This window comes from Bacteroides sp. K03, assembly GCF_019734355.1.
In the GTDB taxonomy this organism is placed as follows: Bacteria; Bacteroidota; Bacteroidia; order Bacteroidales; family Bacteroidaceae; genus Bacteroides; species Bacteroides nordii.
This window is the reverse complement of sequence record NZ_JAASHC010000004.1, coordinates 78,215-102,728: the sequence shown is the minus strand read 5'-3', so window position 1 is coordinate 102,728 and position 24,514 is coordinate 78,215. Positions and strand designations below refer to the sequence as shown.

The window sequence follows — 24,514 nt, the reverse complement described above, 5'->3', positions numbered from 1 at the left end:
TATTACATCTTAGATTTTGATTTTTACTTCTGCTCCAAAGTAGATCGGAATAGTCAGGTCTTTGTAACCTGCAACGGTCCGGTACTTATAGCTCTTTGATATTTTGAGGAAATTATTTGCTGTAAACGAGAGTTCCAGCATCTTTCCCAATTCTTTTGTCAAACGAAAATTCAGTAATATAGTAGTCGGGTAATTCTCTACCCCAAAGTAATTACTGTGTCCATACTGAGTCATCATCAGGCGATATTTGTGTATATCCTGATATTCGGCTTTCCACTCATTGAAGTTTCCCTGCTTGTCGATGAAGCCTATAGGGTTGACAAAGTATTTCTCTTCATTGTTACCACTCAACGGATCAACAGCCTTGTAGAACAGATTATTTCCACTTTCATCTTCGTAAATACGCTGATAGCTCTCTTTCCATACAATCTGTGCCGTAGTGGAGAAAATCATTTTCAATTTAGGAATATGCGTGATAAAGCGGACGTTCGTATTGAAACGTTGTTCTATAGAACCACCTCCTCCGGGCATCACAGCCATATAAGGATAAAGTTTTCCCTCATACGAGGATCCTATCTTCGAATAGGTAGGCAATGTAGAATGACGCTTTACATAGAGCCACGCACCGTCTACCACTACAGATGTTTTCAGAAGAGGAATCTGTCCGAAGTTGATGCTATACTCTACTCCCCGCTTGATGGTACGGGTATTGTTCACTGGCATATTGTAAGAATACAAGGTAGTATCATTTACAATTGTAGCCGGGTTTCTTATTCCGTCTTTTTCATAATAAAGCATACCGTTGGTATAATTCACATTATCCACATATCCCGGAACCGAATAACGCCGAAAAGGCATCGTCACAGGTACTCCTTTGAAAGAATACTCATTGGTATGTTTTTCATAGAAGAAAGTAACATTTCCAGTTACCTTTCTGATACGTCCTGCCAAACCTATTTCCATCTTCTGGCTATAAGCTGGTTTCAGATCAGGGTTAGAGGTATTATCTATGACTTTGGTAGTCATAATAGAAGTGGACTTGCTCATATCATCGGCAAACATTAGATTGAAACTTGATTCGTCAAAATAAGCCTTATCAGGATACAGGTAGAGAAGAGTAGGTGCTTTGGCAGCAATACCAAACCCACCTACAATACTCAAGTCATCAAACACTTTATTATTGTCACCGTTCAAGATATTATATTCCATATTAATACGAGGTTCTACCATAAACATATCCTTTCTTCCGGCACTCTTATCTATAAACAGATTACTGAGGCGTACACCTCCCTGTAAGGTCAATGTTGTTTTCCGAATGGGTAACTGGGCTTTGTCTTCTATGAAGAAAGAAAGTGTATTGATAGCCGGAACTGATTTGAACGACCGGGGACGAATAGACTGAATATCGTTTACCACCGGAGGAAGCTTAGGATCAAACATCATCCCATCACCCCGGTTCACATTATATTTCCATTCGATGCCTGCTTTCAGGGTCATAAAACAATCGGATGAGAACTGGAAAAGTTTATTGGCTTTCAACTGTCCGAACACATCCAAAGGTTTACCGTCCACCGTATAGTCGGAATAATAAGATGAGTTAAGGAAATAGGTTTGGTATTCGCCACTCACATACGAATTAGCCACCGGAGTAATACCCGATTGCAAGATGATCTGTTCACGACGATAATCCTGCTGATGGCTATAATTTACCATGAAACTATATCCTAAAGAAGAAATCCAGGAAGTATTCAGGCGCCAGTTACCTTCAAGGTTGAAGCGCACTCCCATATTTTCATTTTTTATCTTCTCATCCTGCTTCAGTTGAGGATCTGATTTTTCACTATTTATGTTCTGATAATAGGCCAGCCTCATGTTGAAAGTCAGAGGCCGGGAACTTTTCATAAAAGTATTGGAATATCCCAGATTGGCCGTAATCCGGTCAAATCCGTTATAGCGTTTACGTATATCTGCATACGACTGTGAGTAATCGGCGGAAATATTCATTGCTCCCATTTTCTCACTGATAAGGAAACCTTTTCCGGCATAGGCCATTTTAGAGAAAGGATCTGCTTTCAGTTTTACTTCGAGCGGAGTAACCCCCGAACGAGTTTTGATAATGACCGCACCTGACGTAAGATTTCCATACTCTACAGAGGGAATGCCCCGGATTACTTCCATAGATTCAATGTTATCCGGAGAAATGGTACGCAGGTCAAGTCCTTTTCCACTCACCGACTGAGCATTCAGACTCGTACCGGACTTACTGGTGGAAAGCACCTGCATATTTGCATCATTCGAAAGTGGAGCACCATCCACCATCACCGATGTACCCAAAGCATTATTATCATTGGAAGATACTTCACGAATATAAGCCTGCCCCACGTTATTCAGATCCGGATTCTTAGTCAGATTGCCAGGAAGGAGTTGCAACATATCTTCCACACTCTTGGGTTGGATATGCTGAATGGCACTCTGATCTATTCTGGAAGCCGATCCCATCCGCTGCTCCTGAGCGGTGACGACTACTTCATTTAAAGCCAGAGTCATGGGAGAGAGTTTAATAACAGTTAGCTTCATCTCCGGCTTTATCTCTATTTTCTTAATTGTCTTTTGATAACCCAACACGGATATCTCACACGTATAAACTCCCGGCTTCATTCCCGGAATTTTAAATTTACCATCCATATCGCTAATTGCCCAAAGCGCATGATCCGGTATCTGTATAGTAGCAAATTCAATGGGAGCTCCTGTTTCCGCATCAATGAGGGTTCCATTAAAATCAATACGTTTGACTGGAGTATTCTGCGAAAATATACAAAGGGAGGATATCAAAAATAGTATTAGAAAAGATGCTCTTGTTACAGCATATTGTTGTCTCATATTCGTTCTTATCTTTACGCCTGATGTTGAGCTGCAAAGATACTTCAGTAAAGAAGGCAAAAAAATACCTATCAATAGGGATATTCACATCGGAATACCCTATCAATAGGTATTGTTTAAAATGAGGTAACACAAGAAAAAAGAATGTCTCAAATGATTCCTCTTACCCTGTCTTCGAAAGCAGACAAAGCAGCCTTGGCACCTTCACCCATGGCTATAATGATTTGTTTATAAGGTACAGTTGATACATCTCCGGCAGCATAGATACCCGGAACATTTGTGCGACAATGTGAATCAATACCAATCTCACCGGAACGGTTCATCTCCACAACTCCACGGAAAGAAGCACTGTTGGCAGCCAGACCTATCTGAACGAAAACGCCATCCAGTTCCATTATACGCTCTTCGTCTGTTTTACGGTCTTTGATACGGAGAGAAGTTAATTTATCACCATTACCTATTACCTCCGTCGTCTGTGAACTAACAAATATTTCCACATTAGACAAGCTTTTTGCTTTCTCCTGCAGAACAAGATCGGCTTTGAGCTCGTCCATAAATTCAAAGACTGTAACCTTCGAACAGATACCGGCCAAATCGATAGCCGCTTCTATTCCTGAATTTCCACCACCGACAACAGCTACGTGCTTACCTTTATAAAACGGACCGTCACAATGAGGGCAGAAAGCTACGCCTCTTCCGATATAGTCTGTTTCACCGGGCACATTCAGCTTCCGCCAACTAGCACCAGTAGCAATAATCAAGGCAGGAGCTACAAATTTCTCACCAACAGAAGTCGTCACAAGTTTCTCTTTTCCGTTGACTTCTACAGTTTCAATGCGACGATGTTCCAATAAATCTACCGGATATTGTAACAGATGCGTTTTCAAATTATCTGCCAGTTCACTTCCAGTCGTATGTGAAACAGATATCAGGTTTTCAATTCCTACCGTCTCCTTTACTTGTCCGCCAATACGTTCGGCGATAATTGCCACCCGCAATCCTTTACGTGCCGAATAGATAGCAGCAGAAACTCCGGCAGGACCTCCACCGGCAACAATAACATCGTAATTCTTTACGGTAGTGTCTATTTCGCTTTCATTGATACCATATTGGACCTCCAGTTTGGTAAGTAACTCACCAAAATCACCACGCCCTACATGCAGTAGTTTTCCATCGGCAAATACAGAAGGTACCCCCTGAATCTTAAGAGCTTCTACTTCGTCCTGATAAAGACCACCGTCCACCATCTCATGTGAGATAGAATTGTTCAGCGTAGTCATAGCATTGAGAGCCTGCACCACATCGGGACAGTTGGTACAAGTAAGCGAAACGTAAGTAGTAAGGTGTATCGGGCCTTTCAAGGCTTTCACACGGTTACAAACCTGTTCATCGGGAAAATTCTTTCCCTTACCGTCAAGATTAAGAATGGCAAGTAGCAGAGAAGTAAACTCATGCCCGTTAGGAATACCCCGGAAGGTAATACCGGTCTCATTTCCATTCTTCAACAGAGTAAACTCCAACCTTTCTCCCTCATTCACCCGACAAGAGATATGGGGAGAGCAATCGGCTACATCAGCCAGCAGATCGAGTAACTCGCCACGGCTTTCGTGTCCGGACGATACGTATATATCAAAAGTAAAATCAGCCTCTAATCCGGCAAATATACTTTTCAGTTGTTCTTTTAATGTAGGGTCTAACATAATTAGGAGATAGAATAATAGGAGTTAGAATATAGAATTGGAAGTCAGAAGTCAGGAGTCGGAATTATAGAATATGAGAGTCAGGAGCTGGAATACATGAATCAGAAAACACCTGAACAGATTCTAACTCCTGACTCCTAACTTCCAAATTCCAATTTAGATTTTTCCTACCAGGTCGATACTTGGTTTCAGCGTAGCTTCCCCTTTCTTCCATTTTGCCGGACAAACCTCTCCGTCGTGAGTAGCTACAAACTGAGCAGCCTCTACCTTGCGAAGTAGTTCACTTGCATCACGACCGATGTTATTGTCATGCAATTCGGCTACTTTAATCAAACCTTCCGGATTTACCAGGAAAGTACCACGATAAGCCATACCTTCTGATTCAATATATACGCCGAAAGCACGGGCCAAAGCACCTGTCGGATCTGCCAACATCGGATACTTGATTTTACGGATACTGTCTGAAGCATCATGCCATGCTTTATGAACGAAATGTGAGTCACAACTTACAGAGTATACCTCTACACCCATTGACTGAAGCTGATCGTATTTTTCGGCTACGTCTACGAGTTCTGTAGGACATACAAAAGTAAAGTCGGCAGGATAAAAGAAGAAAATCGCCCATTTACCTTTAACGTCATTATTGGTCACTGTTTTGAAACTACCGTTATGAAAAGCCTGAACACTGAATTCAGGAAGCTGAGAATTAAGAATTGATTCCATACTAAACTTATTATTTATTGATTAAACTTGTTTTTGTTTCTGATGCAAAGATAGGGGGATACCTACCGGAGAAACAAAAAAAGTCCAATCGAATAATTCTATACTCTGATAGACAAAATCCATTATACTATCTGTCTTTTTTGTACTTTTGCAGGAAACTATAAAGAAGAAGAAACATGGAACATCCTCTGTCTCAGTTCAAATACTGTCCGAAGTGCGGTTCGGAGCATTTCAACATACACAATGAGAAATCTAAACAATGCACCAATTGCGGGTTCGTATACTACTTTAATCCATCAGCGGCAACAGTTGCCCTGATTCTGAATAAGGAGAATGAATTGCTGGTATGCCGCCGCGCCAAAGACCCGGCAAAAGGTACGCTCGACCTGCCGGGAGGATTCATTGATATGAACGAAACAGCAGAAGAAGGTGTAACACGTGAAGTGTTAGAAGAAACCGGATTAAAAGTGAAAGAGGCAACCTATCGGTTTACTCTTCCCAATATTTATGTATATTCAGGATTCCCGGTACATACACTGGATATGTTTTTCCTCTGTAAAGTAGAAGACACCAGTCACATTGCCGCAATGGACGATGCTGCTGATGCCTTCTTTATTCCTGTTGCAGAGATCCGTCCCGAAGACTTCGGACTCAGCTCTATCCGCAAAGGTCTTGGAATTTTCCTATCTACTCTGTAACACCTGCCAACAGGTCATCAAGCATTTTCTTTAGCTGGGGTTTTCCAACTGTCCCCAGCTTCATCCAGGGTTTCCCTTCCATCGGGCAAAATAATAAATTCGGGATAGTACGGATGGAAAAAGCAGACTCTAAAAGAGGCTCGTTATCAACATCTATCTTATAGAAGTCAATCTTACCGGCATATTCAACAGCCAATTCATCAAGAACCGGCGATAACCTCTTGCAATAAATACACCAAGGAGCATGGAAATCAACGATACAAGGCTTATCTCCTTTGAACTCCCAGCCATCAGGATATTGCCGGAAATCAGATATTCTCTCATTAAAACTCTCTTTTGTCAAATCAATTACTTTCATATTCTTTAGGGTTTAATTTTCATTGTTTTCTATGATGCAAAATTACGGTATTCCATCCAGGCAGGAAATAGCAATTTAACTGATTCATATAGCAATTTTTCCCGCTATCACACAAAGATCAAATCTACATATCAGGCAGAAGTTCATCCTATTATCAGAACATTTTTCCTTCGATGGACGTTAAAACCTGTAAAACTAAAGAGCTGTTTGCTGTAAAGTCCCCAAAAACAAGTACTTTTGCCAAAACACTAAATTATGAAAAGAAGAATTTCACGATTTATATGTGCCCTGATATGCTGTACGCCTATCATCACGTCGGCACAAACAAGCGAAAAAATCACCTCGCCTGTCAATCTATATAAGGAAGGAAGAAACCTGTTTCTGCAAAAAAATTATGCAGCAGCTACTCCGCCATTAAAAGCTTTTATCAGACAGGAACCTAATGCCTCATTGCGTGAAGAAGCAGAATATATGCTGGTATGTTCAGCATATGAACTGAAAGATAAGAACAGTATCACCCTGTTGCGCAATTATCTGGAAAAATATCCCGATACTCCTTATGCCAACCGTATTTATGCTTTACTTGCTGCCGGCTATTTCTATGAAGAAAAATATGACGAAGCACTGGCACTGTTCAACTCCGCCCAACTGGATTTGCTGGGTAATGAAGAGCGGGATGACATGACCTATTTGCTGGCTACCTGTTATCTGAAAACGGGGAATGTAAAAGAAGCTGCCATCTGGTTTGAAACCCTGAAAGCCAGCAGTAAGAAATACGACAATGACTGCGCTTACTATATCTCTTATATACGCTACACACAGAAGCGCTATGACGAAGCATTGAAAGGTTTCCTCCCTCTGCAGGACAATCCCAAATATAAAGCATTGGTGCCCTATTACATTGCAGAGATTTATGCAATCAGAAAAAACTATGATAAAGCTGAGATTGTAGCACAAAACTACTTATCGGCATATCCGCAGAATGAACATGCTGCCGAAATGTACCGTATCCTGGGAGATGCATCTTATCATTTCCGCAAATACCACGAAGCAATCAACGCATTTGAGAGTTATCTTGAAAGAGATGCTTCGCCCCGCCGGGATGCCCTCTACATGTTAGGACTCTCTTATTTCCAGACAGGAGTATATTCAAAAGCTGCCGAGACGTTGGGAGAAGTAACAGGTACCAACGACGCATTGACACAAAATGCGTATCTGCATATGGGACTTTCCTACCTGCAACTGGCCGAAAAGAACAAAGCCCGTATGGCTTTTGAACAGGCTGCCGCCTCCAATGCCGATATGAAAATAAAAGAACAGGCTGCCTATAACTATGCCTTGTGCATTCACGAAACGTCCTACTCTGCATTCGGAGAGTCGGTAACCGTTTTCGAGAAATTCCTGAACGAATTCCCCAATTCCCAATATACCGAAATGGTAAGCAATTATCTTGTTGAGGTATATTTGAACACCCGCAGCTACGAAGCGGCACTGAAATCCATTGAACGTATTGCCCATCCCGGTACCCGCATCATGGAAGCGAAACAAAAAATACTGTTCCAACTCGGTACACAAGCATTTGCCAATGCTTCTTTTGAGCAGGCAATCGGCTACTTTAACCAGTCTGTTGCCATTGGCCAATACAACCGCCAGACCAAGGCCGATGCCCTCTACTGGCGTGGAGAATCTTACTACCGCCTGAACCGCATGGCGGAGGCTGCCCGTAATTTCAGAGAATACCTGCAACTGACGGAACAGACTAATAACGAAATGTATGCACTGGCAAACTATAATTTGGGATATACCGCTTTCCACCAGAAAGATTATACACAGGCACGCAACTGGTTCCTCAAATACATACAACTGGAAAAGGGTGAAAACAGAACAGCACTAGCCGATGCTTACAATCGTATCGGTGACTGCTTCCTCAACGAACGTAATTTCGACGAAGCCAAACATTATTATGCACAAGCCGAAAGTATGAATACCTCTTCCGGAGATTATTCATTCTACCAACTCGCCCTGGTATCAGGACTGCAAAAAGATTATTCCGGCAAAATCACTCTGCTGAACCGTCTGGCAGGCAAATACCCCACATCACCTTATGTTATAAATGCCCTTTATGAAAAAGGACGTTCATACGTACTGATGAATAACAACAACCAGGCCATTGCCTCTTTTAAAGAATTGTTGAGCAGATACCCCGAAAGTCCTATCAGCCGTAAAGCTGCTGCCGAAATCGGTCTGCTGTATTATCAGGACGGAAACTACGATCAGGCAATCGATGCTTACAAACTGGTAATCAACAAATATCCGGGAAGTGACGAAGCTCGTTTGGCAATGCTCGATCTAAAGTCTCTTTACGTTGATATGAACCGCATTGATGAGTTTGCCGCACTGGCAGCTTCCATGCCGGGCAATATACGTTTTGACGCCAGCGAACAGGATTCTTTAACTTACATCGCTGCTGAGAAAATTTATGGACGCGGACGTATAGAAGAAGCGAAAAGCAGTTTCAACAAATACCTGCAAACTTTCCCCGAAGGTTCCTTTAGCCTGAATGCTCATTATTACCTTTGCCTCATCGGAAAAGAGCAAAAGAACTATGATATGATTCTGCTTCACTCAGGCAAATTACTGGAATATCCGGATAATCCATTCTCTGAAGAAGCATTAATAATGCGTGCGGAAGTTCAGTTCAACCTGCAACAGTTTGCAGATGCATTAGCATCCTACAAAATGCTGAAAGAGAAAGCAACCACAGCGGACCGCCGTCTGTTGGCAGAGACAGGAATGTTACGTTGTGCACATCTCATCAAAGACGATGCAGAAACTATTCATGCCGCAACAGCCTTGCTGGCAGAAGCCAAATTGACTCCCGAATTGGCGAATGAAGCACTTTATTATCGTGCTAAATCTTATATGAACCAAAAAGCTGACAAGAAAGCATTGGCCGATCTTCAGACACTTGCCAAAGATACCCGTAACCTTTACGGAGCAGAAGCGAAGTATCTGGTGGCTCAACAATATTACACTGCCGGAGAGTATGCCGCAGCCGAGAAAGAGTTACTCGACTACATCGAACGGAGTACCCCCCACGCTTATTGGTTGGCACGTAGCTTCGTCCTCCTGTCGGATGTATACATGGCTATGGACAAAAAGCTGGATGCACGGCAATATCTGTTGAGCTTACAACAGAACTATCATGCCAACGATGACATTGAAGGCATGATTGAAAGCAGACTTGAAAAACTTAATAAGTAACGAAGTATGAAACGTAATCATTATATCTTCCTGGGAGTGGCGCTCGTCGCACTCCCTTCACTGGCTCAGGTGCAAACCCAATCCAAAGATACGACCATGAACCGTACTGTTGTGGTTGAGCAGGAATACAATCCTATTATTCTGGATGCCTCTAAAGTAAATGTTTTGCCCAAAGTAGAAGAGCCTGTAGTAAACAAGAAAGAGGTTGAATATGCTATAAGTTCTACTCCTGCCTCCAATATCCCTGCGGGAACAATGCAGGCTTATACCGGAAAAGAGGTACAACCGACAAGTAAACCAGGATATGTACGCGCCGGATATGGTAACTATGGTAACCTGGACTTATTAGGTAATTATCTTTTTCACCTTTCCAGTCGGGATAAGCTGAATGTAAACTTCAGTATGGACGGCATGAACGGTACGTTGGACATGCCCTACGGTGATGCCCGGAAATGGGATGCACATTACTACCGTACGCGTGCTGCCATAGATTATCTGCATCAATTTGGCAAGATAGACCTGAATGTAGCAGGACACTTCGGATTAAGTAATTTCAACTATGAGCCTTATGGTTTTTCTTTCAAAAAACAGAAGTTCACTTCGGGCGATCTGCATTTCGGAGTGAAATCTACAGACGAAACAATGCCGTTACAGTTTAATGCAGAAACCAACCTGATGCTTTATGACCGGCAACACAACCAATTCTTCGGTGGTGTGAATGAGATGCAAATACGTACCAAAGCCATTGTCAGCGGAAACATCAGCGATGAGCAACAAATAAGTATTGCTTTCAAAATGAACAACCTCATCTACAATAATAAAAGAGACTTTTATAATGAGGAGATAAAGAGCATTTTTAAAAGCCGTACCGTCGTAGACTTAAACCCGTACTACGAACTCAACAACGATGATTGGCGACTGCATCTGGGAGCCAATGTTGATTTCTCTTTCGGCAATGGCAAATCATTTCGTGTCTCTCCGGATGTAACCATACAATATGTATTCTCAGACAGTTATGTGGTCTACGCCAATGCTACAGGTGGCAGACAACTCAATGACCTGCGCCGATTGGAGACTTATAACCCATACAGCGACCCTTCTAACGAGGTGAGAGATACCTATGAGCAGCTCAATGCCACTTTAGGGTTCAAAGCAAGCCCCGTAACAGGTTTATGGTTTAACCTCTTTGCCGGATATCAGAATCTCAAAGATGATCTGTATCAGATAGAAAATAGCTGGATAGGCGGAACAGCCGGCGATTTCATTGACCTGAGACAAACTTCAACGAATAATATTTATGCCGGGCTCAGTGCCAGTTATGCCTATAAGGACTTGTTTACACTCTCAGGTAAAGGTATCTACCGCCATTGGCAAGCCAGCGATGCCTATACAGATAATGTATCCTCCCCAAATTACAATCCCGCTCTATGGATGAAACCGGAGACGGAACTTGATTTTAAAGTAGAAGTACATCCCATTCCGGCTCTGTGGTTAAATGTAGGTTATCAATACATCTGGCGGGCTGAAAGATATTACGGATTTAGCAAAACATTCTTCCCTGCCGTCAGCGATCTTAGTATAGGAGCCACTTACCACTTGTTTAAAGGAGTCTCTGTCTATGCAAAGGCGGATAACCTGTTAAACAAGAAATTCCAGCGTTATCTGCTCTATCCCACTGAAGGCATTAATTTCCTGGGTGGTCTGAGTTTCCGATTCTGAATGCCAATGGCATCTCCTGTAACTTCAGACCAACGCAACAGGTATATAAGAGAAGGTGCCAAAAGTAAAATTCGCTATCGTTAAAACGCAGATTAACGCTAATTTACGCAGAGATTACATTTAATCTGCGGCAATTAGCGTTAATCTGCGTTCTTAAAGTTACATATTGATAGCCTTTCTCAGACTTTTAATACACCTTTTAATCCCAGGTTCCGCGAGTAAAATCCGGTACTTCAATCAGTTAATCCTCCAATCTCTCTCCCGGCAAATCGCCCTGTGCTTTCTCTTCCTTTATCACCTCTTTGCTCAACATCGATTTCGGGAAATAGCTCGACAACGGTATACGAATAAACTTCATTTTCCTGATTTGCCTCGTTAACCAACGATCCGCTATAAAATAAACACGCGACACTTCCACTGTCGCCGGAGTTACATCTTCCGGACGTTCTGCTCCGGGACTGGTAAGAGCTACCTGAAATGTACCGATTCCTTTCAGACTCACCGAATATCCTTCTGCCAGAAGTTCTCCCAGTACCAAAGAGACATCCGTCAGGATGCCTTGTACTTCACCTTCCCGGAATCCGCCCCGCTCTGCTACGATACGGGCCACATCTTCCTCCGTTTTACCACCGCGCTCCTGCAGCTTTTTCTGTACAGCATACCACCGCACTTTCTTATTACCGCCTATGACGCTCACTTTCTTTCTTACTAAATAGGGTATTGACATTTTCTTATAAGTGTTTATTGATTAGGGTTTAAACATCCGATACTTTTCCCGTAGTCCTTTATTGTTTTACATGTACATCTAAAGCAGTACGACATGTACATCTCAGGCAATACGACATGTGCATGTGGAGCAGTTTTACATGTACATGTAAAACAACAAGCGATTACGACAAAGATAACCTTTCTTTACGGGGAAAGCAAACAATCCTGGTAAGAAAAGCAGATTTGGTTAAAACATATCTTCACACACCCCACCTCTTCCGAGTCCTAAAAAAAGTCTTTTTTTGCAAAAAAGAAACAGATTCTCTCTATATTATAAGGTAAGGAAAATGTTTTTTTCTACTTTTGCCTCCGAATTTTATGATGTAAAGAGGTTGTAACTTAGAAAGACATCCCCCCGGCATCCTTATTAAAGTAAAAACTATGCAGAAAAACCTTGTAATTGTCGAGTCTCCAGCCAAAGCAAAAACGATTGAAAAGTTTCTTGGGAAAGATTTTAAAGTACTTTCCAGTTACGGACATATCCGGGACTTGAAGAAGAAAGAATTTAGTATTGATATCCAAAAAGATTTCAAGCCGAATTATGAAATACCTGCAGATAAAAAAGAGCTGGTAGCGAAGCTGCAAGCAGAAGCCCAAAAGGCAGATGTCGTATGGCTCGCATCCGATGAGGACCGCGAGGGAGAAGCTATTGCCTGGCATCTTTATGAAGTGCTAAAGCTAAAGCCGGAACAAACAAAACGAATTGTCTTTCATGAAATCACCAAGACTGCCATATTAAAAGCAATCGAGAATCCGCGTGAAATCGATATTAACCTGGTAAATGCACAACAGGCCCGACGCATCCTTGACCGAATCGTAGGTTTTGAACTTTCTCCCGTATTGTGGAAAAAAGTTAAACCTGCTCTTTCTGCCGGACGTGTACAGTCGGTAGCTGTCCGCCTGATCGTAGAACGCGAACGTGAAATACAAGCATTCAAAAGCGAAGCTTCTTATCGGGTTACAGCCATATTCCTTGTGCCGGACATTGACGGCAAACTGGTAGAAATGAAAGCCGAATTGGCCCATCGTCTCAAAACCAAAGAAGAAGCGAAGGCATTTCTTGAAACCTGTAAAGAAGCTACTTTCACCATTGAAGACATTACCAAACGCCCGATAAAGAAGAGTCCGGCGGCACCATTTACCACCTCTACCCTGCAACAGGAAGCAGCGCGTAAATTAGGCTATACAGTAGCACAAACCATGATGCTGGCACAAAAGCTATACGAAGCCGGATTTATTACTTATATGCGTACCGACTCGGTAAACCTTTCGGAATATGCAACTGAAGGAAGCAAACAAGCCATCATCAACATGATGGGCGAAAGATATGTGCACCCGCGCCACTTCACTACAAAAACCAAAGGAGCACAGGAAGCACACGAAGCGATCCGTCCTACCTATATGGAAAATGCTACTGTGGAAGCTTCTTCACAAGAGAAAAGGCTGTATGACCTGATCTGGAAGCGTACGATTGCCTCGCAGATGGCCGAAGCCGAACTGGAAAAAACAACGGCGACTATTGGCATCAGTACTAACAATGATACTTTCACAGCAATCGGAGAAGTAATAACCTTTGATGGTTTCCTGCGTGTATATAAAGAGTCTTATGATGATGATACCGAGCAGGAAGATGAAAGCCATCTGCTTCCTCCATTGAAGAAAGGACAGATACTTAACCGTAAAGACATTGTAGCAACAGAACGTTTCACTCAACGTCCGTCACGTTACACCGAAGCCAGCCTGGTGCGCAAACTGGAAGAGCTCGGAATCGGTCGTCCTTCAACGTATGCACCTACTATCTCCACCATCCAGCAACGTGAATATGTGGAAAAAGGCGACAAACCGGGAGAAGAACGGTCATTTAATACACTGACACTCAAAGACAAAAAGATAACTGATGCCATACATACTGAAATCGTAGGAGCAGAAAAATCGAAACTGATCCCTACCGATATCGGAACTGTAGTAAACGACTTTTTGACCGAATACTTCTCCAATATTCTGGATTATAACTTCACAGCCAATATCGAGAAAGAGTTTGATGAAGTGGCAGACGGAGAAAAGAAGTGGACTGCTATCATGAAACACTTCTACAAGGGATTCCATCCATCTGTTGAATCAACTTTAGCTACGAAAAGTGAACATAAAGTAGGCGAACGTATCCTGGGTGAAGAACCGGGAACAGGTAAAGTTGTATCCGTAAAGATAGGACGATTCGGACCGGTTATACAGATTGGAAGTACAGACTCTGAAGAAAAACCGCGTTTTGCCCGTTTGGAGAAAGGGTTGTCAATGGAAACGATTACTCTGAAAGAAGCGCTGGAATTATTCAAACTTCCACGGGTAGTAGGAGAATATGAAGACAAAGAGGTAAGTATAGGTACAGGTCGTTTCGGTCCTTATGTTCGTCATGACAATAAGTATATATCTCTGCCGAAAACACTTGATCCGATGGCTATAACGCTTGAAGAAGCAATCGAACTGATCCAGGAGAAACGTGCAACAGAAGCCAAAAAGCATATCAAAGAATTTGCAGAAGAACCGGAATTACAAATTCTGAACGGAAGATATGGTCCTTACATTGCTTACAAGGGCAGTAATTATAAGATCCCGAAAGATGTAGTCCCACAGGATTTGAATCTTCAAACTTGTCTTGATATTATAAAACTACAGAGTGAGAAGGCCGCCACTACTCCGAAAAAAGGACGGGCGACAAAGAAAAAATAAAAAGTACATATAAGCCAAAAAGGCATTCCGGGATTCTGGAATGCCTTTTTGGCTTATATATACTTTTTTCCTAATATCCAGTTGTTTATATTCTTTTTGTTCGTATATTTGCAACGCAAACATACGAACATTTTAGTATATGAAAAAAAGTCTCACACAAACATTACAGATTGCCAGTATATCACTGCTAATCAGTTTATCTTCCTGCGTAAAAGATGTTGATTTATCACAGCCTGTTCCTAACCCGGTAAAAAGTGATTATTTCGACTTTCAAACGACTCTCGATTGTCCGATAAATATAGATTTAGGATTGGAAGACTATCCGGTTCTGGTAGAAGTCTATGGTGAAAATCCTTTTGAAGATAACGATGGAGTCATTACTAAAAAAGACATTGACCCCCTTTATCGCGGTATCACAGATGAACAAGGAAAGCTGAAAGGACAAACCGTACTCCCGTCTTACCTGAAGAAAGCATATGTCTACTCTCCTTATGTAGGTGTTCCTTTTATTGAAACAGAGATTACAGCAAATGGCATCTTTGCTAACGTCCATACAGCAAAGTCGCAAACAAGAGCCGCCGTAACCAGAAGTATGCCGTATACTTACCCTGCGGACATGAAAGTAATAGGCGATTGGGACGTATTCGGCTATCCGGCTTACCTGACACCCAGCCGCTTTAATTTCCCCGAGAATGAGCTATACTACATCACCGAAGCTACAAAAATCAAAGACTATCCAAAAGGTATGCGAGGCGCTCACCCCGAATACTTCGATCCGGGTAATGAAAGAGGAATACCTATCATCAAAAAAACAAAAGTGGATTTAGTAATGATAGGTAAGTATGCACCGGCAGTAAGTAATACAATTATTTATTATACTTATCCTACAGGACAAGAACCTGCTTCTGTTAACGATATTCAAAAAATAATAGCCTATCCGGTATCAGCCGGGATCTCCTGTGGCAGTACAGTACAATTGCGGTATTGGAATGAAAAAGACGGAAAGTTTGAAGATGAATTCCCGGAAGGGGTTACTATCGGTTGGGGAGTTTCTTCCAGTTCATTTAAAGACGGTAATGTAGGAAGCTCCGGCGGAAATCATAATTACTATTCAACCGACAAGCTGAACACAAGAAGTGGGGATGAAAATGCACAGCATACTATCGCTATTTTCAATAAAGATTATAGTTCGGTGATTATTGGTATGGAAGACAGACCCATAGCAAATATCTCTAACTATACGGATGTTGTATTGTATCTTCATACAGACGTATCGGGAGCTATTGGCGGGAATAATATACCGGATCTGGAAAAACCGGAAAATCCCGGTCCTTCAGAAGCGGATAACTACACAACATATTTTGGAATGCTTTCCTTTGAAGACCTATGGCCCAAAGAAGGAGATTATGACATGAACGACGTAGTGATTTACTATGAATCAAAAGTATACAAAAACGATAAGAATCAAATCATTGCAACAGAAGATCAGATACTTCCTTATTGGGATGGTGCAGGATATGATAAGTTTAATGGATTCGGATACCAACTATCCGTTACGCCTGACAAAGTAAGCTCGGTACAGATAACATCTGAGAACTACGAATTTACTTCGAGCCCTTTGTTCCAGTTTGACAGTAAAGGACTTGAGGAAAGAGTTGACAACGACAATGCAATAATTATAGTTGCTGATGACATGAAAAAGGCAACCAAACAGCATAGTAAGTTTATTGTAAAAACTACATTTGCAAGTCCGCAGTCCGAATCAACCTTCTTACTGCCTCCTTATAATCCATTCATTATTATCGATGCACACGAAGAAAGAGGCAAAGAATTACATCTGCCCAATTATGCACCCACCAAACGAATGGATACAAGCTATTTTGGCACTAAGAACGACATCTCCGATCCGACACAACAGATGTATTACATAGGAAAAGAGAACATGCCATATGCCATAAATATCCCCAATATTAAAAACTTTGACTATAAGAAAGAGGAAGAGGGAACACGTATAGACATGCTCTATCCGGAATTTTCACATTGGGTTCAAAGCAAGGGAACAGAAAATGCAGACTGGTATTTACATAAGAAAAAGTAAGATCAGCGGACAGAGATTTTATATCCTTTATCCGGATAGAATAAATCAGACCGAACAGCAATTCAGAATAAGCAACGAATGCAATCTCTGCAACTCTTTTCCGGAATAACGGGTGGAGCAGACAAAACAGAGCGTGCGGGAGTTCTTTAGTATATGATTCAACTAAAGAACTCCCGCACGCTCTGTTTTGTTCACTGAAATCCTTACATTCTTGCAGGAACCTCAATTCCCAGCAATCCCATGCCAAGACGAACAACCTTAGCCACATTGGCAGATAAAGCGACACGGAATACTTTTACCGCCTCGTTCTCTTCACGCAAGATACTAAAGTCGTGATAGAACTGGTTATATTCTTTCACCAAATCATATGTATAGTTGGCAATAACAGATGGGCTATAATCCGTTCCGGCCTGTGCTACAACAGCAGCAAAGTCGGCTACCATCTGAATAAGTCCTTCTTCTTTTTCACTTAATTCGATGCCTGAAGGAAGTTGCGCAGGTATAACAATACCACTCTCGGCAGCCTTGCGGAGTACCGACTGAATACGTGCATATGTATACTGAATGAACGGACCTGTATTCCCATTAAAGTCAATAGACTCTTTCGGGTTGAAAGTCATATTTTTACGTGCATCTACTTTAAGAATAAAGTACTTCAATGCACCTAAACCTACAATACGGGCGATATCATCTGCTTCTTCTTTTGTCAGTCCGTCCAGTTTCCCAAGTTCCTGCGAGGTCTCTTTTGCTGTAGCAATCATCTCCTCCATCAGATCATCCGCATCGACAACGGTTCCTTCACGGGATTTCATTTTACCCTCAGGTAGTTCAACCATACCATAAGAGAAATGCACAAGGCTCTTACCCCATTCAAATCCCAACTTATCAAGTAGAATAGAAAGTACCTGGAAATGATAATTCTGTTCGTTACCTACCACATAAATCATCTTATCAATAGGATAGTCGGCAAAACGAAGCTTGGCTGTACCGATATCCTGAGTCATATAAACAGAAGTACCATCCGCACGAAGCAAGAGTTTATGGTCAAGTCCTTCACCCGTCAGGTCGGCCCACACCGAACCGTCTTCCTTCTTGTAGAAAAAGCCTTTCTCCAGTCCTTCCATGACTTTTTCTTTTCCCTCGAGATATGTATTAGACTCATAGTATATCTTGTCAAAGCTAACTCCCATCTTACGATAAGTTTCATCAAACCCGGCATATACCCAGTTATTCATCATTGTCCACAAGGCGCGTACCTCCGGATCACCGGCTTCCCACTTCACCAGCATTTCACGGGCTTCATTCATCAACGGAGAAGCAGCTTCGGCCTCTTCCTTTGTCATACCACCTTTCATGAGCTCAGCCACTTCAGCCTTATAATGCTTATCAAAAGAGACGTAATAGTCACCTACCAGATGGTCTCCTTTCTTCCCGGACGACTCAGGAGTCTCACCGTTGCCATAAAGTTTCCATGCCAGCATAGACTTACAGATATGAATGCCGCGATCATTCACAATATTGGTTTTTACCACCTTGTTGCCGTTCGCCATCACAATATTGGCAAGTGCATTACCCAACAGGTTATTACGTACATGACCCAAGTGAAGCGGTTTATTGGTGTTAGGAGAAGAGTACTCAATCATTACTAACGGAGAATTATCATCTGCGGCAGTGATTCCGTATTGTTCATCGGCATGAATCACATTCAACAGTTCAATCCATGCAGAAGAGGCAATAGTCAAGTTCAGGAAACCTTTAATCACATTAAAAGCAGCTACTGCCGGCTCATTGGCCTGCAAATACTCACCGATTTCCTGTGCAGTCTGCTCCGGTCCTTTCTTCGACATACGCAGAAAAGGGAACACAACCAGGGTCAGATGTCCTTCAAATTCTTTTTTAGTTTTCTGCAACTGCACCTGCGCGGCAGATATCTCCTGACCGTAAAGGGCTTTCAGTCCGTTTATTACGGAATCCACAAGTTTATTCTCTATATTCATAGGTTACATTTTTTTTCTGCGCGCAAAGATACAAAAAAGGAGGCGTTAGCACGCCTCCTTTTTTGTAAATCTTTCAACTATATAGCTTATTCAACAGCTTCAGACAATTCTGCACCTGCTTTAAACTTAGCAACTTTCTTTGCCGGGATAGTGATAGCCTGTTTCGTAGATGGATTAATACCGGTTCTTTCAGCTCTTTCAGTCACTGCAAAAGTTCCAAAACCAACCAAAGAAACTTTGTCACCACCCTTCAGAGCATTCGTTACTGAAGACACAAAAGCCTCAAGTGCTTTTTTAGAATCTGCTTTGCTCAAGCCCGACTCTGCTGCGATAGCATTAATAAGTTCAGCCTTATTCATAATTCGTAAATGATTAATTAATATATATGTTACACAAAAGATAGACGTAAATTCCTCACAAATATAGAGTAACAAAACAATATATCAAATAAAAACATCCAAAAAACACAGCAATTTGCTGAAAAAGAACTAATAGCGACCACTTTTTCTGTTTTAAAACAGAATTTATTCGTACTTTTGCGACCATTACTTAATTATTTAGCATAAAAAGAAATTCAAACATATGATGCCTACAATTACTAAAAACCTGATAATTATCAATGTACTGCTTTATTTAGGAACCATCGTAGCTCAAAGTTATGGTATAGATCTCGCGGATTATCTGGGTTTGCATTTCTTCATGGCCGACAGTTTTAACCCTGCACAGTTAATCACCTATATGTTCATGCACGGAGGATTCACACATCTCTTTTTTAACATGTTTGCCGTGTGGATGTTCGGTCGTATCCTCGAACAAGTGTGGGGTCCCAAACGTTTTCTCTTTTACTATATTGCTTGTGGTATCGGGGCAGGACTTATACAGGAGATTGTACAATTTGTTGAATATAAAACCGTATTATCCGGATATACTATGGTTCAAACCATTAGCGGGACCATACCGATGAGTGAGTATCTGAACATGATGAATACCGTAGGAGCTTCGGGAGCCGTATATGCAATTCTGCTTGCATTCGGAATGCTATTTCCAAATCAGCAATTGTTTATCTTCCCACTTCCGTTCCCCATCAAAGCCAAATACTTTGTCATCGGATATGCTCTAATTGAGCTGTACTCGGGATTCGCCAATAACCCCAATGATAACGTAGCACATTTTGCCCATTTGGGAGGAATGATATTCGGATTTATTCTGATTATGTACTGGAGAAAAAAGAATAACGATCATGGCACATATTATAGCTGATTTAAAAGAAGCTTTCCGAAGAGGAAACGTCTTTATCCAACTGATATACATCAACGTAGGAGTTTTTGTAGCAACTACATTGATTAATATCTTTCTGTTACTTTTTAATAGGAGTGCAGACGGTATATTTGAACTGCTGGCACTTCCGGCTTCCTTCACCCGGTTTATCTTCCAGCCCTGGTCCTTGTTTACGTATATGTTTATGCATGCAGGTTTCATGCATATCCTGTTCAATATGCTTTGGCTCTACTGGTTCGGACAATTGTTCCTCTACTTTTTCTCGGGAAAGCATTTGCGCGGACTGTATATTCTGGGAGGAATCTGCGGTGGATTGTTATACATGATTTCCTACAATATTTTCCCCTACTTCTACCCAATGGTAGAAATATCAACTTTAGTGGGAGCTTCTGCCTCCGTACTTGCGATCGTAGTGGCAACTGCTTATCGGGAACCTAACTACCCGGTACGCCTTTTTCTCTTCGGTACTATCCGCTTAAAATATTTAGCTCTGATCGTAGTACTCACAGACTTGCTGTTTATCACTTCCAGTAATGCAGGCGGACATATCGCTCACCTGGGCGGAGCATTGGCCGGACTTTGGTTTGCTGCCAGCCTTAGCAAAGGTACAGATATTACAGCCTGGATTAATAAAATATTGGATGGCATTTCTTCTTTGTTCGATAAAAAGACCTGGAAGCGTAAGCCCAAGATGAAGGTTCACTATGGCAATTACAGCCGTGAACAAGACTACGACTACAATGCCCGCAAAAAAGCTCAGTCGGACGAAGTAGACCGTATACTCGATAAATTAAAGAAATCAGGATACGAGAGTCTCACTACCGCAGAGAAAAAAAGTCTTTTTGATGCAAGCAAAAAATAAAGCATGAAACACATCGGAAAAGTCTTCACTTATCTGATTTTAGCTGTCAACGTATTCTTTGTCGGGATTCTTTTATTAACAGCTTATAGTCCGTATATTCACCCTGTGGTGCATCCGGTTGAGTCGTGTATGGGACTCACTTTTCCCATATTTCTGGTCATCAACCTCTGTTTTCTCATCTTTTGGCTGATGGTGCGTTACAAGTTTGCACTTCTGCCCATTCTCGGCTTTGCCTTCTGCTATCCTCAGATCCGGACGTATTTCCCTATTAATATCCATACATCAGATATTCCCGAAGGGAGTATTAAAATACTCTCCTACAATATCATGTCTTTTGGAAACATGGAAAAAGAGAATGGCAAAAACCCTGTACTCGAATATATCCGCGCCAATAATGCCGATATCGTTTGCCTGCAAGAGCACAATGTTTCTTCAACAGCCAAGATACACCTGAATGCAAAAGAAGTAGAAAAGGGTATGAAAGCTTATCCTTACCGGCATATTCAACGTATAGGTAAAGAAATCAGCAATAACCGGATAGCCATCTATTCAAAATATCCTATCCTTTCAGCACGAGAACTGCAATATGAAAGTAGTTATAATGGTTCTGCAATTTATGAATTGAAAGTTAACGGAGATACAATCACCCTCATTAACAACCATCTGGAATCGAACAAACTGACCAAGGAAGACAAAGTTGTATATGAAGAAATGCTGAAAGACCCAAACGCTCATAAAGTGAAAAGCGGCACCCGCCATCTGGTTGGTAAACTGGCAGAAGCATCTGCCATCCGTTCTAAACAGGCGGACGTCATTGCAGCCGAAATAGCCAAATCTCGCCATCCGTATATCATCGTATGTGGCGACTTTAATGACACTGCTATCTCTTATACTCACCGGGTTATCGCAGAAAATCTGGACGATGCCTTCACCGAATCCGGACAAGGATTGGGCATCTCTTATAATCAGAATAAATTCTATTTCAGGATAGACAATATTCTTATCAGTAAGAATCTAAAAGCCTATAACTGCACAGTAGACCGTTCTATCAAAGATTCTGATCATTATCCCATCTGGTGTTACATCACCAAACGATAAATCCATAACCAATGAAACGAATGACAATACCCAATAGCAATACCTATGGAAATAAAGAAAACAGTAATCATTTTAGCTGCAAGTTGTATGATGTACTCCTGTGCTACAAAAACGGATAATAATCCGTTCTTTACCGAGTTTCAAACCGAGTATGGTGTTCCGGCTTTCGATAAAATCAAACTGGAACATTACGAACCCGCTTTTCTGAAAGGAATAGAAGAGCAAAATCAAAATATCAAAGCCATTATCGAAAATCCGGAAGCGCCTACATTTGAAAACACAATTGTAGCGCTGGATAACAGTTCGCCTATTCTGGATCGTGTCAGTGCTATCTTTTTCAATATGACCGATGCAGAAACAACAGATGAACTGACCGAATTATCTATAAAAATGGCTCCGGTACTCTCTGAACATAGTGATAACATTTCCCTCAACCAAGAGCTATTCGCAAAAGTAAATAACGTATATCAACAAAAGAACGACCTGCATCTCACTACAGAGCAAGAACGCCTGCTGGACAAAACCTATAAAAGCTTTGTACGGTCAGGAGCTAATCTTTCTGCTGAGAAACAAGCGCGCTTACGCGAAGTCAATAAGGAACTTTCTACTCTTGGCATCACATTCAGCAACAATATCCTGAATGAGAATAATACCTTCCAGTTATTCGTAGATAAGGAAGAAGATCTTGCCGGCTTACCCGAATGGTTCCGCCAAAGTGCAGCCGAAGAGGCAAAAACTGCCGGACAAGAAGGAAAATGGTTGTTTACATTACACAATGCCAGCCGCCTGCCTTTTCTCCAATATTCAGAAAATCGCCCACTTCGTGAGAAAATATACCAAGCCTATATAAACCGTGGCAATAACAATGACAAAAACGACAACAAAGAGATAATTACCAAAATAGTTAGCCTCCGTCTTGAAAAAGCCAATTTACTCGGTTTTGACTGTTATTCAAACTTCGTTCTGGATAATACAATGGCTAAAAATTCAGCCACTGTTATGGACTTCCTCAATAACTTATGGAGCTATTCGCTCCCTAAAGCTAAAGCAGAAGCTGCTGAATTGCAAAAGCTAATGGATAAAGAAGGTAAAGGTGAAAAGTTAGCGCCTTGGGACTGGTGGTATTATACCGAAAAACTCCGCAAAGAAAAATACAACCTGGATGAAGAAGAAACCAAACCTTATTTCAAACTGGAAAATGTACGTGAAGGTGCTTTCGCAGTAGCTAATAAGCTATATGGCATCACTCTGACCAAATTATCAAATATTCCTGTATATCATCCCGATGTGGAAGTATTTGAAGTAAAAGACGCAGATGGCTCCCAACTGGGTATCTTCTATGTAGACTATTATCCCCGTCCCGGAAAGAGCGGTGGTGCATGGATGAGTAATTATCGCGAACAAAAAGGGGACATCCGTCCACTGGTTTGTAATGTTGCCAGCTTCACTAAACCTGTAGGTAATACCCCATCATTACTTACCATGGACGAAGTAGAAACACTCTTTCATGAATTCGGACACGGGCTTCATGGCCTACTGACCAAATGTAATTACCAAGGTATCTCAGGAACCAATGTTGTACGCGATTTTGTAGAACTTCCTTCACAAATCAATGAACACTGGGCTACCGAACCAAAAGTACTGAAGATGTATGCAAAACATTACCAAACCGGCGAAATCATTCCTGATTCAATCATCGACAAGATTCTGAAACAAAAGACCTTCAACCAGGGATTCATGACAACAGAATTACTCGCAGCTGCTATCTTAGACATGAATCTTCACAACCTTACTGATGTAAAGAATCTGGATGTAATTTCCTATGAAAAAGAAGCAATGGATAAGCTCGGACTTATTCCTGAAATAGCACCACGTTATCGCACAACGTATTTCAACCACATCATTGGCGGATATGCCGCTGGTTACTATAGTTACCTTTGGGCCAACGTTTTGGACAATGATGCCTTTGAAGCCTTCAAAGAGAATGGTATCTTTGATAAAACAACAGCTAATTTGTTCCGCCACAACGTACTTGAGAAAGGAAACAGTGAAGATCCGATGGTACTCTATAAAAACTTCCGCGGAACAGAGCCACAACTGGAACCGATGTTGAAAAACAGAGGTATGAAGTAATGAAAAATAATCTAAGGTTAAAAATAACAAGCTGAATGCTGAGCTTTTTTAACTTCAAGTAAACTTTAATATCCCCTGAGGTAATTCAGAATCCTCCGGGGATATTTTGTTTCTCCCGGATAAATTTCTACATTAGGAGCAAAATGTGCCCTAAACCTCAAATATTTGACTCCTAATTACCACTGAATGTGAAAAAAAAACTATATTTGCA

At 41.6% G+C, this 24,514-nt stretch carries 16 protein-coding genes; 9 read left to right on the top strand and 7 right to left on the bottom strand.

Annotated elements, in window-relative coordinates:
- Positions 1–9: 9 nt before the first annotated feature.
- The 3 genes from HCG69_RS05100 to ahpC all read right to left on the bottom strand — a co-directional run bounded on the left by HCG69_RS05100 (position 10) and on the right by ahpC (position 5,303).
- The gene (locus tag HCG69_RS05100; protein WP_221649140.1) at positions 10–2,880 is read right to left on the bottom strand and encodes a TonB-dependent receptor; all 2,871 of its coding nucleotides are present in this window, start codon (positions 2,878–2,880) and stop codon (positions 10–12) included.
- A gap of 149 nt (positions 2,881–3,029) precedes the next feature.
- The gene (gene ahpF, locus HCG69_RS05095; protein ID WP_221649139.1) at positions 3,030–4,580 is read right to left on the bottom strand and encodes an alkyl hydroperoxide reductase subunit F; all 1,551 of its coding nucleotides are present in this window, start codon (positions 4,578–4,580) and stop codon (positions 3,030–3,032) included.
- 156 nt (positions 4,581–4,736) lie between these two features.
- A complete protein-coding gene (gene ahpC, locus HCG69_RS05090; protein ID WP_025867048.1) occupies positions 4,737–5,303 on the bottom strand; it encodes an alkyl hydroperoxide reductase subunit C in 567 nt (188 codons plus the stop codon).
- A 176-nt stretch (positions 5,304–5,479) separates the two neighbouring features.
- Here ahpC and HCG69_RS05085 point away from each other — a divergent pair, with 176 nt between their 5' ends.
- Positions 5,480–6,001 (top strand): NUDIX domain-containing protein, encoded by a 522-nt coding sequence (locus HCG69_RS05085; protein ID WP_221649138.1) that lies wholly within the window; start codon positions 5,480–5,482, stop codon positions 5,999–6,001.
- On the opposite strand, the gene HCG69_RS05080 is transcribed toward HCG69_RS05085, so the two are convergent.
- Positions 5,991–6,359 (bottom strand): co-chaperone YbbN, encoded by a 369-nt coding sequence (locus HCG69_RS05080; protein WP_196039921.1) that lies wholly within the window; start codon positions 6,357–6,359, stop codon positions 5,991–5,993. The two genes, HCG69_RS05085 and HCG69_RS05080, sit on opposite strands and share 11 nt — an antisense overlap.
- Positions 6,360–6,614: 255 nt before the next feature.
- Here HCG69_RS05080 and HCG69_RS05075 point away from each other — a divergent pair, with 255 nt between their 5' ends.
- Entirely contained in the window at positions 6,615–9,623 is a 3,009-nt protein-coding gene (locus HCG69_RS05075) for a tetratricopeptide repeat protein (RefSeq protein ID WP_221649137.1), read from the top strand.
- A gap of 6 nt (positions 9,624–9,629) precedes the next feature.
- A complete protein-coding gene (locus tag HCG69_RS05070) occupies positions 9,630–11,342 on the top strand; it encodes a TonB-dependent receptor (protein WP_221649136.1) in 1,713 nt (570 codons plus the stop codon).
- Positions 11,343–11,583: 241 nt separating this feature from the next.
- On the opposite strand, the gene HCG69_RS05065 is transcribed toward HCG69_RS05070, so the two are convergent.
- Positions 11,584–12,069 (bottom strand): HU family DNA-binding protein, encoded by a 486-nt coding sequence (locus tag HCG69_RS05065; protein ID WP_221649135.1) that lies wholly within the window; start codon positions 12,067–12,069, stop codon positions 11,584–11,586.
- A 422-nt stretch (positions 12,070–12,491) separates the two neighbouring features.
- Between HCG69_RS05065 and topA the strand changes: the two genes are divergently transcribed.
- Both topA and HCG69_RS05055 read left to right on the top strand, forming a co-directional pair.
- A complete protein-coding gene (gene topA, locus HCG69_RS05060; protein WP_221649134.1) occupies positions 12,492–14,837 on the top strand; it encodes a type I DNA topoisomerase in 2,346 nt (781 codons plus the stop codon).
- A 139-nt stretch (positions 14,838–14,976) separates the two neighbouring features.
- The gene (locus HCG69_RS05055; protein ID WP_221649133.1) at positions 14,977–16,935 is read left to right on the top strand and encodes an LruC domain-containing protein; all 1,959 of its coding nucleotides are present in this window, start codon (positions 14,977–14,979) and stop codon (positions 16,933–16,935) included.
- Between the two features lie 203 nt (positions 16,936–17,138).
- On the opposite strand, the gene argS is transcribed toward HCG69_RS05055, so the two are convergent.
- Positions 17,139–18,932: an arginine--tRNA ligase gene (gene argS / locus HCG69_RS05050; protein ID WP_221649132.1), complete on the bottom strand. Its 1,794-nt coding sequence runs from the start codon at positions 18,930–18,932 to the stop codon at positions 17,139–17,141.
- An 86-nt stretch (positions 18,933–19,018) separates the two neighbouring features.
- Entirely contained in the window at positions 19,019–19,291 is a 273-nt protein-coding gene (locus HCG69_RS05045) for an HU family DNA-binding protein (RefSeq protein ID WP_221649131.1), read from the bottom strand.
- A gap of 226 nt (positions 19,292–19,517) precedes the next feature.
- Between HCG69_RS05045 and HCG69_RS05040 the strand changes: the two genes are divergently transcribed.
- Genes HCG69_RS05040 through HCG69_RS05025 form a run of 4 tightly spaced genes read left to right on the top strand, consistent with a single transcriptional unit; the run spans position 19,518 to position 24,303 of the window.
- Positions 19,518–20,192 (top strand): rhomboid family intramembrane serine protease, encoded by a 675-nt coding sequence (locus HCG69_RS05040; protein WP_221649225.1) that lies wholly within the window; start codon positions 19,518–19,520, stop codon positions 20,190–20,192.
- On the top strand, positions 20,173–21,072 hold the full coding sequence (locus HCG69_RS05035) for a rhomboid family intramembrane serine protease (RefSeq protein WP_122202060.1): 900 nt from the start codon (positions 20,173–20,175) through the stop codon (positions 21,070–21,072). The genes HCG69_RS05040 and HCG69_RS05035 overlap by 20 nt, the downstream gene beginning before the upstream one ends.
- A 3-nt stretch (positions 21,073–21,075) precedes the next feature.
- Positions 21,076–22,170 (top strand): endonuclease/exonuclease/phosphatase family protein, encoded by a 1,095-nt coding sequence (locus HCG69_RS05030; RefSeq protein ID WP_221649130.1) that lies wholly within the window; start codon positions 21,076–21,078, stop codon positions 22,168–22,170.
- Positions 22,171–22,215: 45 nt separating this feature from the next.
- Positions 22,216–24,303: a M3 family metallopeptidase gene (locus HCG69_RS05025; protein ID WP_221649129.1), complete on the top strand. Its 2,088-nt coding sequence runs from the start codon at positions 22,216–22,218 to the stop codon at positions 24,301–24,303.
- The last annotated feature ends 211 nt before the right edge of the window (positions 24,304–24,514 follow it).

Excerpts from the sequence above, each read along its gene's own strand:
- HCG69_RS05085 (WP_221649138.1), top strand. The coding sequence starts at position 5,480 with ATGGAACATCCTCTGTCTCAGTTCAAATACTGTCCGAAGTGCGGTTCG.
- HCG69_RS05035 (WP_122202060.1), top strand. The coding sequence starts at position 20,173 with ATGGCACATATTATAGCTGATTTAAAAGAAGCTTTCCGAAGAGGAAAC.
- HCG69_RS05045 (WP_221649131.1), bottom strand. The coding sequence starts at position 19,291 with ATGAATAAGGCTGAACTTATTAATGCTATCGCAGCAGAGTCGGGCTTG.
- HCG69_RS05055 (WP_221649133.1), top strand. The coding sequence starts at position 14,977 with ATGAAAAAAAGTCTCACACAAACATTACAGATTGCCAGTATATCACTG.
- ahpC (WP_025867048.1), bottom strand. The coding sequence starts at position 5,303 with ATGGAATCAATTCTTAATTCTCAGCTTCCTGAATTCAGTGTTCAGGCT.
- ahpF (WP_221649139.1), bottom strand. The coding sequence starts at position 4,580 with ATGTTAGACCCTACATTAAAAGAACAACTGAAAAGTATATTTGCCGGA.
- topA (WP_221649134.1), top strand. The coding sequence starts at position 12,492 with ATGCAGAAAAACCTTGTAATTGTCGAGTCTCCAGCCAAAGCAAAAACG.
- HCG69_RS05100 (WP_221649140.1), bottom strand. The coding sequence starts at position 2,880 with ATGAGACAACAATATGCTGTAACAAGAGCATCTTTTCTAATACTATTT.
- HCG69_RS05080 (WP_196039921.1), bottom strand. The coding sequence starts at position 6,359 with ATGAAAGTAATTGATTTGACAAAAGAGAGTTTTAATGAGAGAATATCT.
- HCG69_RS05040 (WP_221649225.1), top strand. The coding sequence starts at position 19,518 with ATGCCTACAATTACTAAAAACCTGATAATTATCAATGTACTGCTTTAT.
- HCG69_RS05065 (WP_221649135.1), bottom strand. The coding sequence starts at position 12,069 with ATGTCAATACCCTATTTAGTAAGAAAGAAAGTGAGCGTCATAGGCGGT.
- HCG69_RS05075 (WP_221649137.1), top strand. The coding sequence starts at position 6,615 with ATGAAAAGAAGAATTTCACGATTTATATGTGCCCTGATATGCTGTACG.
- HCG69_RS05070 (WP_221649136.1), top strand. The coding sequence starts at position 9,630 with ATGAAACGTAATCATTATATCTTCCTGGGAGTGGCGCTCGTCGCACTC.
- argS (WP_221649132.1), bottom strand. The coding sequence starts at position 18,932 with ATGAATATAGAGAATAAACTTGTGGATTCCGTAATAAACGGACTGAAA.
- HCG69_RS05025 (WP_221649129.1), top strand. The coding sequence starts at position 22,216 with ATGGAAATAAAGAAAACAGTAATCATTTTAGCTGCAAGTTGTATGATG.
- HCG69_RS05030 (WP_221649130.1), top strand. The coding sequence starts at position 21,076 with ATGAAACACATCGGAAAAGTCTTCACTTATCTGATTTTAGCTGTCAAC.